Annotated in this window: 12 protein-coding genes; 1 reads left to right on the plus strand and 11 read right to left on the minus strand. The window is 57.3% G+C overall.

All coding sequences use genetic code 11. From position 1 onward, the window contains the following. Positions 1–16: 16 nt before the first annotated feature. The 11 genes from WMO36_RS04435 to WMO36_RS04485 form a co-directional block, all read right to left on the minus strand. Entirely contained in the window at positions 17–493 is a 477-nt protein-coding gene (locus WMO36_RS04435) for an Lrp/AsnC family transcriptional regulator (protein WP_099571961.1), read from the minus strand. A 380-nt stretch (positions 494–873) separates the two neighbouring features. Continuing rightward, positions 874–2,979: a transcription termination factor Rho gene (gene rho, locus WMO36_RS04440; protein WP_349076960.1), complete on the minus strand. Its 2,106-nt coding sequence runs from the start codon at positions 2,977–2,979 to the stop codon at positions 874–876. Between the two features lie 337 nt (positions 2,980–3,316). Next, positions 3,317–4,906 (minus strand): NAD(P)/FAD-dependent oxidoreductase, encoded by a 1,590-nt coding sequence (locus tag WMO36_RS04445; RefSeq protein ID WP_099571963.1) that lies wholly within the window; start codon positions 4,904–4,906, stop codon positions 3,317–3,319. Positions 4,907–5,094: 188 nt separating this feature from the next. Continuing rightward, on the minus strand, positions 5,095–5,406 hold the full coding sequence (locus WMO36_RS04450; RefSeq protein ID WP_003833998.1) for a DUF2469 domain-containing protein: 312 nt from the start codon (positions 5,404–5,406) through the stop codon (positions 5,095–5,097). Then, positions 5,406–6,509, minus strand: coding sequence for a GNAT family N-acetyltransferase (locus WMO36_RS04455; protein WP_144090914.1), 1,104 nt, complete (start codon positions 6,507–6,509; stop codon positions 5,406–5,408). The genes WMO36_RS04450 and WMO36_RS04455 overlap by 1 nt, the downstream gene beginning before the upstream one ends. A 283-nt stretch (positions 6,510–6,792) precedes the next feature. Then, positions 6,793–8,289, minus strand: a complete 1,497-nt coding sequence (gene gatB / locus WMO36_RS04460) for an Asp-tRNA(Asn)/Glu-tRNA(Gln) amidotransferase subunit GatB (protein ID WP_099571965.1) — start codon at positions 8,287–8,289, stop codon at positions 6,793–6,795. Positions 8,290–8,314: 25 nt separating this feature from the next. Next, positions 8,315–9,844 carry an Asp-tRNA(Asn)/Glu-tRNA(Gln) amidotransferase subunit GatA gene (gene gatA / locus WMO36_RS04465; RefSeq protein ID WP_099595067.1) on the minus strand — a complete coding sequence of 510 codons (1,530 nt, stop codon included), beginning with the start codon at positions 9,842–9,844 and terminating at the stop codon, positions 8,315–8,317. A gap of 1 nt (position 9,845) precedes the next feature. Beyond that, a complete protein-coding gene (gatC, locus tag WMO36_RS04470; RefSeq protein WP_003833990.1) occupies positions 9,846–10,142 on the minus strand; it encodes an Asp-tRNA(Asn)/Glu-tRNA(Gln) amidotransferase subunit GatC in 297 nt (98 codons plus the stop codon). Positions 10,143–10,823: 681 nt separating this feature from the next. Continuing rightward, positions 10,824–11,507, minus strand: coding sequence for a TrmH family RNA methyltransferase (locus WMO36_RS04475; protein ID WP_435374588.1), 684 nt, complete (start codon positions 11,505–11,507; stop codon positions 10,824–10,826). Between the two features lie 407 nt (positions 11,508–11,914). After that, on the minus strand, positions 11,915–12,565 hold the full coding sequence (locus WMO36_RS04480; protein WP_144165274.1) for a type I phosphoribosyltransferase: 651 nt from the start codon (positions 12,563–12,565) through the stop codon (positions 11,915–11,917). Between the two features lie 63 nt (positions 12,566–12,628). Further along, complete coding sequence (locus WMO36_RS04485; RefSeq protein ID WP_271724707.1) at positions 12,629–13,963, minus strand: DNA recombination protein RmuC; 1,335 nt, start codon at positions 13,961–13,963, stop codon at positions 12,629–12,631. A 172-nt stretch (positions 13,964–14,135) separates the two neighbouring features. On the opposite strand from WMO36_RS04485, the gene WMO36_RS04490 reads away from it, so the two are divergent. Further along, on the plus strand, positions 14,136–15,008 hold the full coding sequence (locus WMO36_RS04490) for a copper-transporting ATPase (protein WP_349076964.1): 873 nt from the start codon (positions 14,136–14,138) through the stop codon (positions 15,006–15,008). Positions 15,009–15,098 lie beyond the last annotated feature (90 nt).

The following is a 15,098-nucleotide window of genomic DNA, read 5'->3' on the forward strand; positions in this document are numbered from 1 at the left end:
GACTACCGCGCGAATGTCACTTGGAGAAGTACCGTTGCAGCACAATCGAGGTTTCCGTGCTCACCGGCACCGTCTGATGAATGACATTCAGCAGATCCTCAAGCTTGCTTGGCGAAGCCGCGCGCACCGTCAGCATGTAGCTGGGAGAACCGGCAACGGAATCACACGACATAATGCCGTCGATATCCTGCAATTTGCAGGGAATCTCGGATTCCTTGGAATAGTCGATCGGGGTCACCGCAATGTAGGCGCGCACGCCGAGCCCGCGCTTTTCATCATCGATGACGGCCTTGTAGCCGAGAATCACATCGCGACGTTCCAGCTTCTGTACGCGCGACTGCACCGCGGAAATCGACAGTCCCGTAGCGTCCGAAAGCTGGGATAGCGTGGCGCGGCCATCCTCCTCCAACATGCGGAGGATGGTCTCGTCGATGTCGTCAAGTTGACCCACGTTAGCGTACGTTGTGTCGGGTTCGTTGCCGTTGCCTGTCATACATACCCCTTTCCAACAAGCATTCTGCATCGGCCTGGCAGGACCGACTCCCCTATGCAGCTCACAGTTCGTCCATTACGATACCCACCCCAACACACAAACCGTCAACCGCATTTTCGTAACGCTTCCGACGAATTTCGATTTTCAATCACTTATCTTTTAATATTTACACATACCCCCTTATATGGCAATACAATTTTCGACTTTCAACTTTTGATTTCGTATTTTTTAGGATGTCGGAATTTATGTATCGCATGTCCACAACGTGATCATCCATACATCTGCAATGCCTTGCGGATATACGAAAGGGTCGTATGACGATTGCCATACGACCCTTGGCTTGCTTACCGCAGATTGCGATCACTCGCGACTAATTGCGATCAATTGTTGCCATTATTCGCGTTATTGCTGCTCTGCTGAATCAGCGACGCCATGAAATCACGGTTGGTCGCGGTCTTCTTCAGACGTGGCACGAGCGTCTGGTAGGCCTGCTCAGGCTCGAAACCGCCAAGCAGTCGGCGCAGACGGTAGATGATCGGCAGTTCCTGCGGATCGGTGATGAGCTCCTCGCGGCGGGTGCCGGAAGCGTTCACGTCGATGGCTGGGAACAGGCGCTTGTCCGCCAGTTCGCGGCTCAGACGCAATTCCATGTTGCCGGTGCCCTTGAACTCCTCGAAAATCACCTCGTCCATCTTGGAACCGGTTTCCACCAGAGCGGAGGAGATGATGGTCAGGGAACCGCCGTTTTCGATATTGCGGGCGGCGCCGAAGAACTTCTTCGGCGGGTACAGCGCCTGAGCGTCAACACCGCCGGAAAGGATACGCCCGGAAGCCGGAGCCGCGACGTTGTAGGCACGTGCCAGACGGGTCATGGAGTCAAGCAACACCACCACGTCCTGGCCGAGCTCCACGAGGCGCTTCGCACGCTCGATGGCGAGTTCGGCGACGGTGGTGTGGTCGGAGGCCGGGCGGTCGAAGGTGGAGGAAATCACTTCGCCCTGCACCGTGCGTTCCATATCGGTGACCTCTTCCGGACGTTCGTCCACGAGCACGACCATCAGGTGGACTTCCGGATTGTTGGTGGCGATCGCATTGGCGATGTTCTGCAGGGTGATGGTCTTGCCGGCCTTCGGCGGAGACACGATCAGACCACGCTGGCCCTTGCCGATCGGCGCCACAATGTCGATGAGACGGCCGGTGAGCTTGTTCGGCGCGGTCTCCTGCTTCAGGCGCTCCTGCGGGTACAGCGGGGTGAGCTTGTTGAAGTGCGGGCGGTTCTGCGCTGCCTCGACGGTCATGCCGTTGATAGAGTCGATGGACTGCAGGGGCACGAACTTCTGACGCTGGTTACGGCGGTCGCCCTCACGCGGAGTGCGGATGGAACCGTGCACGGCGTCGCCCTTGCGCAGGCCATACTTCTTGACCTGGCCCATGGAAACGTACACGTCGTTCGGACCCGGCAGATAGCCGGAAGTACGCACGAAAGCGTAGGAGTCGAGCACGTCGACGATGCCTGCGACTGGCACGAGATCCTCTTTCGGCTCCTCGTGGCGCTGTTCGCGTTCGACACGTTCGACATTGCGATCCGTGCGATCGTTGCGTTCAGTGCGGTCATTACGCTCGCTGTTACGGCCACGACGATCGTCACGCTCATCATAATCGCGGTCACGGCCACGCAGACGGCGTCCGCGACGATCCATACGATCGCCGCCCCTGTCACCGGCACGGCCACGGCCACGACGTGTGAAATCGCCATCCTCGGCTTCGTCATGGCGCTCGTCGCCCTCGTTGCCTTGCGAAGGCAGCGTGGCGAGAATATCGTCGAGATCACGCACGACATCCTCATCCTTCAGCTCCTCCACCGCACGGCGACGTCGACGCGGCTCGGCATTGACCTCATCATCCTTGCGATGGCGACGATGGTCATCCTGCTTCGGCGAAGCATCATCCAGTCCCAATTCGGCGAGCAGATCGGCGGCTGCTTCCGTATCACGGCGACGACGGCGCTTCGGAGCCTCGTCGAGGCTGTCCAAAGCGTTCACAGCGACCATGACGCCCACGGCATCCTCGCTTGCCGGCGCTTCGTCCTGCTTACGGCGGCTGAAGCGCTCGGAACGCTCAGTACGCTCGACGCGGGTCCTCCTAGAGGTTTTGGAAACCGACTTTTCAGAATCCTCAGCATCATCGGCCTTGACCTCGGCAACCTCAGCAGGCTTGCCGGCATTCTCGGCCCTACCAGCCGCGACCTCAGCGTCTGCGGATGGAGTTGCGACCTGAGCTGCCAGGTCAGCCGAAGCTGCGGACGCTGCGGACTTCGGGGCTCGAACGGTCACGCCGGCCGGCGCCTCGCCGCCGGAACGAGCAGCCTGAAGCGTCGCGATAAGTTCCGGCTTACGCATGGTGGAGGTGCCACGAAGGCCCATCTGCTTGGCAAGCTCCTTGAGCTCAGGCAGTTTCATATCTTCAAGATTCGGGCTGGTTGCCACTAGTTTTGCCTTTCCCTAGCTTCCCGCAGGCACACGCCCACGACAGCTGTAAAAAAGAGATACGGAAAAATGTTCCGCCACTGAAAGTCCGCCGCGAAATACCACGGTTTTCGAACTTTTCTAACCATACAACGTTATCCAGACCAACGCAACGCAGGCGTGCCAACGTATTCGAGCCAATCAAGCATTGCAAGTCAATCAAGCATTGCAAGTCAATCGCCAATCGCAATGCAAAAGACCCGCCATGCAATCACATGACGGGTCTTCGCCGGCAAACAACGCGAGCGTCGCACTAAAACAACGGTTTGCCGATCCTACCGAGAGATCCTACCGAAACCTACTTTTCCTCGTGATAGCTCTTGTCGGTATTGACGGACCACACGTTCTTCTTGGACGTCTTGCCATTCTTGATATTGCCGACGGCTTCGATGGCGGTGGCCATGGAATGATCCATGTTGTTGTAGCGGTGCTGTCCGTTACGTCCGACGCAGTACAGGTTACCGAAGGAATCGAGGTATTCCACGAGCTCAGGCATGCGGTCGTACGTGTCGAAGTAGGCCGGATATGCCTTCTTCACGCGCTCGCGATGGGAATCGATCACATCCTGAGGGCCGTTGATGACCTGCATGCGGGTGAGCTCCTGGATGGCGAACTTCTTCGCCTCCTCGTCAGACATGTTCCAGAAGGAATCACCCTCCTCGCAGAAGTATTCAAGACCGATCCACACGGTGTTATCAACATCCTTGACCAGATACGGGCTCCAGTTGTTGAAGATCTGCAGGCGGCCGACCTTATAGCCCGGATCCTGCACGTAAATCCAGCAATCAGGCACGATCGGCGGATTACCAAGGGTGGGAATGTCGGTGGTGTTCGGCAGGCGCAGATGATTGACGAGCAGACCGACGGTCACGAAATCACGGTACGGCAGGCCGTTGGCGATTTCGGTCATATCCTTCGGCGCGGGCTTGCTGGAAGCGTCCACTGCGTTGATGAGGTCCTTGACCGGCATGGAGGAGATGAAATCGTCCGCAGCCATTTCGTTGCGATTACCTTCGGAATCCTCATACACCACGGAAGCGATCTTGCCGTCAGACTGGCGGATCTCCACCACATTGGCGTCGGTAATGACCTTCACGCCCGCGGCCTCGCAGTTAGCCTCCACGGTTTCCCACAGCTGGCCCGGACCATACTTCGGATACCAGAATTCCTCAATCAGCGAGGTTTCGACCTCGGCATTGCTGCGCTTCTTCGGCAGGAGCTTCTGGAACGCATTCTTCAGCACGCCCATAATGCTCAGGCCCTTGACGCGCTGCGCACCCCAATCGGCGGAAATCTGGGACGGATGACGTCCCCACAGCTTCTCGGTGTACCCCTCGAAGAACATGGAATACAGCTTGCGGCCGAAACGATTGATGTAGAAGTTCTCCAGATTGTCTTCCGGCAGCTTGTGCACCATGGACTTCAGATAGCTGAAACCGGCAACCAACGTAAGCTTCGGACCCATGGCCTTCAACGTATTGGCACTCAGGGAAATCGGGTAGTCAAAGAAGTGTCGGTTCCAGTAAATACGAGACACACGATGGCGCTTGAGCATCACCTTGTCTTCGACTTCCGGATCCGGCCCGCCCGGTTCCATATCGTGCTCACGACCGAGCTTCTTGTCATCATAGCTTGGCGCGCCCTGCAGCGGCAGGACCCCCTTCCACCAATCCATGATGCGTTCGTCCTTCGAGAAGAAACGATGGCCGCCAATATCCATACGGTTGCCATCATGCTTGACGGTGCGGGAGATGCCGCCGAATTCGCGGGTTGCTTCCAGCACGGTCACATCGTAGTTCTCGGAGCCACCGTCCTTGACGAGCTCCCAAGCGGCAGTCAGGCCCGCAGGGCCACCGCCGATAATCACCACGGATCGCTTTTGCGTCACTTTGAGGTCTCCTTATGAAAACAAAAATCCCTGATAGTCTACCCGATGGTAGGGAAACGAACATCGCAACTTGTGCGAATGCTTACAAAATCAAGCCAAGTCAGGCAATACCAAGCCGAACGGTCTAAAACAAACAAGACAATATCAGGCCGAGCAAAACGATACGCGACCACACACGACCATATCGACTATATGGAATCAGGAATGTCGATATCGGTTTTCTGCACTTCCTCGACATTGACGTCCTTGAAAGTGACGATACGCACATTCTTGACGAAACGACTGGAACGATAGACGTCCCACACCCACGCGTCGGTCAAACGCACGTCGAAATACACATCCTGACCGGCGGAACGCACATTGAAATCGACTTTATTTGCCAGATAAAAACGACGTTCCGTCTCAACAACGTAAGTAAATAATTTAATAACGTCGCGATATTCCTTATACAGAGCCAGTTCTGCGTCGGTTTCGTAATTATCGAGATCCTCGGCGCTCATCACTTACCTTCCACATCACGCTTGCGACCACGCCCGAGCGTACGCCACCAAGCTTCCTTCGACGTCTTGCGCTCGCCAGCCGTATACGGCCAGCTGTTTTCGACATCGGCATCACCATTAACGGACTTGCGGTCGTCACGCTCGCTTTGCCGCGCAGCATCCACGCCTTCGACGTTCTTCTGCTGGGACGCAGCCACATCATCCATACCGTCAGAAGGAACTTCCCGCACGGATTGCGCAACCGCCGCAGCATCGTCGGCGCCCACGCCTTCCGCATCAGGTTTCGTGGCATTCTTCTCATTCAGTCGAATGGCAATCGAATGCTCGCGTGCACTCAAAGCCTCCTTGACGCCCGGATTGTCTTCGATCACGTGCATGCCGAACGCGTCAAGCGAGCGGATCGGATCAAACTCGTCAACCAGCGTGTCCATAACGATCAGATCTTGGTAACGGTTCTGCGAGTCGTTCCACAGGGCGTCGCGGGAGCGACCGGAAGGCACGAATCCCAACGACTGGTACACGGACACGGAACGCGTGTTCTGTTCGGGCACTGCGACCCAAATGCGATGCATGCCAAGGCCTGCCGGCTCCGGAGCAAGACCGTACGTCATCACGCGCGGCATGATGTCTCGCGAATAGCCACGGCCCCTGTAATCCTTTCCAAGCACCACCTGAATGCGGGCGGAACGGGCCCAACCGTCAATATCGATCAGGAAAATCATGCCGATCACATTGTCGGAATTCGCGGCATCAATCCTACCATCGCCATCATGGTCGGCTTCGGTGATGATGGACCATGCGATTGTGCGACGTGATTCCGGGTCCCCCACACCGGATTCGGACGGAGCCTCGCCTTGGGACCATGCCACGGAACGACGTACCCACGCACGCACCGCGCCACGCTCGGCGACTCGGTCCTTACCAGTGATTCCGGAAGCGCCGACGTACGCCTCGATGGCGTCCATGCGGTCGAGATCCTCGATCACGGCCGGGCGTAGATGCACCATCTCGCCTTTGATAGGCGGCACAACGATACGTTTCGGCAGCTCACGCGACTGCCGGTCCGACTGCTCCTGTGTTGCAGCCTCAAGATTCTCTGGCATTTTTCCCGCCCCCTACGTCATTGCAGGTACGACCGTCGCCGCACCTGTACCGAGGGTATTGTACCCGACTGTATGTCAGCTGTGAATTAGCGCGGCGGCAATCGTTATAAATCTTCCTCTATCAGCATAACTTGATATTGAAAGACACGTCGGTAATCGTAAGAAAAACAACTGGTGATTAGCTCTTTCCCTTTCTTTTGGAAAGATAAGAAAACGCACGTCCCAAGTTTTTGGAACGTGCGTTTTCGTGCGATTCAGCAATCGCAAGTAATCGTTGTAAACGTTACTTAATCTTGCTCATCACGATCTTGGTGACGGCTTTCGCGTCAGCCTGACCGCGAGTGGCGCGCATGACGGCACCAATGATGGCGCCCATCGGCTTCATGTTACCGCTCTTGAGCTTTTCAACGATGTCAGGATTGGCTGCGAGAGCCTCATCCACGGCCTTTTCGAGAGCGCCGTCATCAGACACGACCTGGAAGCCATGCTTCTTGACGACCTCATCCGGAGTGCCCTCGCCGGCGAGCACACCTGCGACGGTCTGCTTGGCCAGCTTGTCGTTGAGCTTGCCATCGGCGATCAACTTCTCAACTTCAGCCACATCGGTCGGAGTGATCGGCAGCTCTTCGAGGCTCACGCCCTTGTTGTTGGCTTCGCGGCTCAGCTCGCCCAGCCACCACTTCTTGGCGCCGGCTGCAGTGGCACCGGCCTTGACGGTTTCCTCAAGCAGGTCCAGAGCGTCGGCGTTAAGCACGTCGCGCATCTCCAGATCGTTGAAGCCCCACTCGCCCTTCAGGCGGTTGCGGCGCTCACGCGGCATTTCCGGCATCTGGGCCTTCATCTCTTCGATGTGCTCCTTGGTGATGTGCAGCATCACCAGATCCGGATCCGGGAAGTAACGGTAATCGTCGGCGTCGGACTTCACGCGGCCGCCGGCGGTGGTCTGCGAAGCCTCATCCCAGTGTCGGGTTTCCTGCAGAATCTCGCCGCCTTCGCTCAGAATGGCCGCCTGACGGCGAATCTCATACTGAATGGTCTTTTCAATGCCACGGAACGAGTTCACGTTCTTGGTTTCGGAACGAGTGCCGAACGGGTCGGACGGGCTGTTGCGCAGCGACACGTTCACATCGGCGCGCATATTGCCCTGCTCCATACGAGCGTGGGAGATGTTCAGCGCACGCACGATGTCGCGGATGGCACGCATATAGGCGCCTGCGATTTCGGGGGCACGGTCTCCGGCGCCTTCGATCGGCTTGGTCACGATCTCGATCAGCGGCACGCCTGCACGGTTGTAGTCGACCAAGGAGTGATCGGCACCTTCGATACGGCCGTCAGCACCACCGACGTGGGTGTTCTTACCGGCGTCGTCTTCGATGTGGGCGCGTTCGATCGGCACGCGGAACACGGTGCCGTCTTCAAGTTCCACATCAAGATAGCCGTTGCCGTTGGTCGGCTTGTCGTACTGCGAGATCTGGTAATCGCGCGGCATGTCCGGGTAGAAGTAGTTCTTACGTGCGAACTGGCTCCATTCAGCGATTTCGCAATGCAGAGCAAGACCCAGCTTGATCGCGTAATCGACGGCGGTCTTGTTGACTACCGGCAGAGAGCCCGGCAGACCAAGGCTCACCGGGGTGAGCTGGCTGTTCGGATCGCCACCGAACGAGACTTCGGCCGGGCAGAACAGCTTCGTGGTGGTGCTCAGCTCAACATGGGTTTCCAGACCGATGACCGGGTCGAACTTCTTGACGGCATCGGCGTACTTCATCAACTTTTCAGCCATTTTGTTTTCTTTCCTCCGATGCTTCTTACTTGTTCAAGCCGTCGAGCCACGGGGTCTTCAGGGACTGCCAGATCGGGCCGTTCCAGTCTTCCTCGAGAGCTGCTTCAAGAGCTGCGGCAGGCTTGTACATGGCCTCGTCGCGCTGCTGCGGAGCGAGGAACTGGAAGCCGACTGGCAAACCGTCGTCGCTCAGACCAGCAGGAATGCTCATAGCCGGAACGCCGGCAAGGTTGGCCGGAATGGTGGTGATATCGATGGCATACATAGCCATCGGATCCTCAGTCTTCTCACCGAACTTGAATGCGGTGACCGGGCTGGTCGGGCCCACAAGCACGTCGACCTTGTCGAAAGCCTTTTTGAAGTCATCGATGATCAGGGTGCGCACCTTCTGCGCAGAACCGTACCATGCATCGTAATAGCCAGCGGACAGGGCGTACGTACCGAGGATGATACGGCGCTTGACCTCGTCGCCGAAGCCGGCTTCACGAGTGTAGGCCATCATGTTGGCAGCGGTCTGAGGAACACCCGCCGGCGGCATGACGCGCAGACCGTAGCGCATGCCATCGTAACGGGCCAGATTGGAGCTGACCTCGGATGGCATGATGATGTAGTACGCGCCGAGAGAGTACGGCAGGTGAGGCAGAGACACCTCGGTGATCTCAGCACCCATTTCCTCGAGCTTCTTGACGCCTTCGTTGAAACGTGCCATAACGCCCGGCTGGAAGCCTTCGCCGCCGAGCTCCTTGATCAGACCGACCTTGAGGCCCTTCAGATCACGCTTCATGCCTTCGCGGGCGGCCGCAACCATCGGGCGCGGGCCTTCCGGAATGGACGTGGAATCACGCTTGTCGTGGCCGCCGATCACTTCCTGGAGCAGGGCCGCGTCGAGCACAGTGCGCGAGCACGGGCCGATCTGGTCGAGCGAGGAAGCCATGGCGATCGCGCCAAAGCGGGAGACGCCGCCGTAGGTCGGCTTGACGCCGACGGTACCGGTCAGAGAACCCGGCTGGCGGATGGAACCGCCGGTATCGGTACCCAAAGCGAGCGGGGCTTCGAATGCAGCCACGGCAGCTGCAGAGCCACCGCCGGAACCGCCCGGGACGCGCTCGGTATCCCACGGATTGTGGGTGGTCTGGTAGGCGGAGTGTTCGGTGGAGGAGCCCTGCGCAAACTCATCGAGGTTGGTCTTGCCCAGCAGCGGCATGCCTGCGGCCTTGAGCTTCTCGATGACGGTGGCATCGTACGGGGGCACCCAGCCTTCGAGGATCTTGGAGGCTGCGGTGGTTTCGATGCCCTTGGTGACGATCATGTCTTTGATGGCGATCGGCACACCGGCGAGTTCCGGCAGTGCAGCCTTTTCCTCATCGGACTTGGCGTCGAAGGCGTCGGCCTGTTCGAGGGCCTGTTCGCCGGATACCTTCAGGAAGGCCTTGATGCTCGGTTCGGCGGCTTCGATGACTTCGAGGTGCGCTTCGACCAGCTCGCGACTGGAAACTTCCTTGGTCTTGATCTTGGCCGCCATCTCAGCGGCGGAAAGCTTGACGAGTTCGCTCATGTCACTCCTCCCCTAGAATGCGCGGCGCAACAAACATGCCGGCTTCAGAAACCGGGGCGCCCGCAGTTGCTTCTTCCTGAGTCAGCGGGGTTTCCGGCACATCCGGGCGCAGGTAGGCTTCCAGCGGAATCGGGTTTGCAGTCGGTTCCACATCGTCGGTAGCGACTTCCTGGACCTTGTTGATGGATTCTGCGATGACGTTCAGATCGCCCTGCAGACGGGTGATCTCCTCGTCAGTGAGTGCAATTCGGGCCAAATCGCCCAGATGCACGATTTCTTCTTTGGTGAAAGTAGGCATGTCCCTAACATTAACGCGTCTGTGTGACTAGCGCCCCACCCATTTCGCCTATCGCCCCAGCCTCACGCTCCAGCCGCACCAGCCCAGCCGGAACAGCCTCGCCGCACCAGCCGCCGCAGCCCATGGATTCGATCATCCGCGAATCTTGCACCGGCAAGGACTGACCATAACATTGCCCAGTCACGGATCATACCGACCGCACGAAAAACTCAATATCATATACAGTCCATACCCCAGAGAAAAAGCGGTAATCGCAAACGGAATTGTCGTCACGAATCCCTCTCGTACGCTGCTAGATTGCGGACGCACGATAGATTTCGTCCATTCTCTACCGATTTTTGACGATGCAATCCGGCAAAAACCGCTGATTGCGAAACTGCGGCGCGCTGGGGTTCCTTGCGTTTCATAGGGTGATCTTCTGTGGGAAGATTCCTCCAGTAGGTGGAAGAGTCGGGACGCTGAAAAGCTCGCCACCGGGAAGATTCCTCCAGAGAGTGGAGAAATCTAGACTCTAGCAAGGCACTCAGCGGAAGGATTGTTCCAGTAGGTGGAGGATTTGGGTCTCTGGTGAGGCTTTCTGCGGGAAGATTCCTCCAATCGCTGGAGAAATCGGGACGCTGAGTAGTCTGCCAGCAGGAGGATTCCTCCAGTGACTGGAGGATTTGGAACGATAGGAGCCGGTCAGGACTGGGGTGCGGCGTGCTGGGCGATCCAGGCGTGCATGGAAACCGCGGCGGCAGCTCCGGCGTTAATGGAACGCACCGAACCGAATTGGGAAATGTAGACCACGTCATCCGCCAGCTCAAGTGCCTTTTCGGACAGTCCCGGACCTTCCGCACCAAACAACATAAGACATCGCTTCGGGAAGCGATACGTTTCCATCGGCACCGCACCCGGAATGATGTCAAGCGCAATCACCCGCGCAGCCTTCAACTCGGCAATGCGCTGATCAATCGCTGCCAGCTGCGTCATATAGGACAGCTTGTTCCCATTTTCAGCGCCACATGCGGTTGAAGTATCCATTGAATTGCCAGCTGGAGCACACTCAGTAGCACGGCCCTCATTCAGCGAAGCAGCATCGTTCATACCGGTACCGTGCCCACTTTTCGCGTTTTCGTGCATATGTAATGCGATTGCGGAGGCTTGCGATTGCGCCGCCGCGATTTCTCCGTCAATGCGCAGCTTCCAGCATTCGACCAGTTCGGTTATGGAAGGGTGATTTTCGACGTGCTGGTACAGTTCCGTCATCAACGCGCCCTTGCGATTCCATTTATGCGGACCGACGATATGCACGCGTTTTGCCTGAAATGCGTTGGCAGTGCGCACCATCGATCCGATATTGAAATCGTGCGTCCAGTTTTCCACGGCAACCTCAAAATCATGGCGACCATGAGCGTCAAGATCATCTTTGATGGCCGAAACCGTCCAGTAACGATACCGGTCAAGCACGTTGCGGCGATCACCCTCATCAAGCAGAGACGAATCGAATCGACGATCATAATTCGGCGATTGCGGATCATCCGGACGGGGCTCGCCAAGATGCGCTTCAGCCCACGGACCTACGCCCACTTCACGAAAGACCGGCTCTCCGGATGCTTTCGCCGCAATATCGATGGGATTAGGCTGATGCACGCGATTCCTCCTCACAACTCATTAATTGATCCAACTAGACGCAAAGTCGTAAAACGTTCCGTGAAACACGCTATTTAGCGTCACCGAACCACCAATGCAACCGAAAAGCTGCGACACTTCGATACTCAGTGTTGTGACACTTAATGAAGTTCCGATTCCTTGAATACTTCCACAAACGGCAGATCGGATTCGCTTCCGTCAACCGGATTGATGACCTTGATAGAAGGCGACGCCATATCGACGCCACCAATCAGCGATGCGACGGCAAGCACTTTAGCACCCTCGTTTTTTACCACGGAGAAGTCAAGGCTCAACTCGTTGCCATTGCGCAACGTAACCAACGAGGACGTCTGCACATACGACTTTTCAGATAACCAGGAATCCAACAAAACCACGCGCTTGCCTGCGATCGAAGGCCCCTTGATGGACGGATACACGAAATCCATCACGAAACCGTTCAGGTTCTCCCCACGAGAAGCGGCCGCCTGAATCATGGCGGACACCAGCGGAACCGAGGCCGCGGTCAACGCACCCACCGCGTCGAAATCATCCACGGAATAACCGGCCTCTTCCAACGTGTCCAGCAGGATATGCCCAACGATCGAAGCGCCACGATGGTCGAACAGTACGGAGGAAAGCTCCGAGAATGGCTTGTCTGCCATTTCAGCCTGCAACAGCGACTTCAGCTGGTCACGCGGCTCAAGCATGGCGAAATCGATGTCGCTATGCGTGGAAGCATCGGCAGGCGCAGCAACCGACTTGGTCTTACGGAAAGTCTTCTCTTCGGTCATGTTCCTAGCCTATCCTTTCGGCTCGTCAAACCTTATCCCCTACCGACACGTATCAGGCAAAGATTACTGTGCACTGGTTTCGGGAGCGTTGAGTTCGCGGACATCGGCCTTTTCGGGCGCGATCATGCTCACGGGTTCGATGATTCTGCTCTGGTCGACGCGCTGCAGCTTGCGTGCGGTGACCAACACGCGTGATTCCAACGACGAGGCGAACGCATTGTAGGCGCCGACCGTTTTGGTGATGGCGGACCCCAGCTTGGTGGCACGGTCCCCAAGCACGGCGAACCGTTCATACAATTCGCGAGACAGGTCGAACAGCATTTTCGCGTCATCGGTCAGGCTTTGCTGCTGCCACGCGTACGCCACGGACTTCAGCACCGCCCATAAGGTAATCGGCGAAGTCAAGGCAACCTTGCGCGCAAACGCGTCGTCCATCAGCGTCGGATCGGTTTCCAAAGCCGCCTGCAACAAGGATTCGTTGGGAATGAAGGCGATCACGAAGTCCGGCGCGTCGTCGAACGCATTCCAATAGGCCTTGTCGCCCAAGGTTTTCACATGATCGCGCACCGCTTTGGCATGCGCATGCAGCAATTCCGACTTTCGTGCCAACTCCTCAGGCGTGGCGGTGTCGGGAATTTCACACGCTTTCTGATAATCGGCATACGGGGCCTTTGCATCGATCGGAATGGTCTTGCCGCCCGGCATGTGGATGATCATATCCGGACGCTGCGCGCGACCGTCCGCATCGGTGACGACCACCTGCGTATCGAAATCCACGTGTTCCAGCAGCCCGGCGGATTCCACGATATTCCTCAACTGCGCCTCACCCCACGCGCCGCGCACCTTGTTGTTGCGCAACGCGGACGACAGAGCGTTGGTCTCGCGGTCAAGACGGGCCTGCTGTTCGCCAAGGCCCTTGAGTTGTTCGCCAAGCGCACCCATTTCCCGCTTGCGGCCCTCTTCGATTTGTGAAACCTTCTGCTGCAGGGCATCAAGATTCTTCTGCACGGGCGCGAGCGCTGACAATACCTTGCTCTGCTCCTGCAGTTTTCGCTCGTTTTCGGCCTGCTTGCGTTCCGCTTCGGCCGCGGCACGCTCACGCTCACGCTCCACACGTTCCTGTTCGGCCCGCTGGGCCTGCGCGAGCTGCGATTTGAGATAGGTCAACTGTTGGGCCAACCCTTCCGCCTGCGTACGGTATTGGGTCACCGATGTGGACAATTCGCTGATTTCCTGCCGATCAGCTTCGATCTGCGCTTTTGCCTCGTTAAGATCAGCAGTTTTCGCATCACGGGCCATTTCCTGCCCTTTAGCGCGGCCCGCAAAAAAGCCGGCCGCAGCTCCAAGCGCGGCCACAACCACCAGAAGAATCACCACAAACACAGGATTATCGAACATATGTTCTATATAACAGCATGCCCAGGACATCTTGAAAGATCAAGGTTCGCAAGACAACCGCGCCCAGCTGCATTATGCTTGGAGCCGAAGCATGCTCACGAACATGGCGGCAACGCGAGCACGCTGAATATTCGAGAGGTATTCAAGAGGCAATCCGGGGGTTCGGAAACACATGGGATTCGATTTGTTCATGACGGTGGCGGCAATTGTTGCGGCGGCCGTGGCCACTTGGGCCATCCTCAGGCTATTCCTAAGAGAAAACGATGTCACAGCCCCCTCCCACCAGCACACCACCGATGAAAAACCCACCGAAAATCACGTCGAAAACCCAGACGAGATAGCCGGCAAAACACACAGAAGCGACATCGCCAAGCGTCTCGTCATCGCAACCATATTGACCATTCCCACATTCACCGTAACCATGCTGACATTCGGCGGCATCGCACTCCCCCACTGGCTGACCAATCCATGGCTGCACGCCATCATCGCCACGCCGGTCATGTTCTATTGCGCCGCGCCGATGCACAATCATGGCACCGCCGCCCTGAAAAGCCGCACGCCTAACGCGGATTCGCTGCTGTCACTCGCCATGACCATCGTGTACGCTTACAGCCTGCTGGCGTGCGTGGTGTCGTGGCTTTCCCCCGAAAGATCACGCAACCAATGTTTCGCTTTCGCAAGCATGGTCGCCGTGCTGTCGCTTGCAATTCCGATGATCGAGCAACGCCCCACGGCAAAGAAAGCATCGGAAGGCGATATTTCGACCGCACAATTGCAAGAGACGCAGGAAATACAATCGCAGGAAACACAAGAAACACAGCAAAGCACGGATACGCTTATCCAAGCCAGCATCGTATATGAGATTCGCACGCGGGTAACGCAGATTACCGCGACCGTGACGATGGTCATCGCGGTTTGGACGTTCGCTTTGTGGCTGATTTTCGGACTTCAGCCGAAGCTTACGATTGCCGTGTTGATCGGTGCGACGGTTTTGACGGTCGCAGGCTTGGTTTTGCAGGCATACGACCGCCAACCGTCACGGTAAAAACGGTTTTCGCAGAAAATCGCGCAGTCGCAAAAAATGGGCGGACCCGCATATGCGCAGTCCGCCCATCGTCAACGGTTAGACCGTTTT

It is taken from the genome of Bifidobacterium hominis (assembly GCF_040095915.1).
Taxonomy (GTDB): Bacteria; Actinomycetota; Actinomycetes; order Actinomycetales; family Bifidobacteriaceae; genus Bifidobacterium; species Bifidobacterium hominis.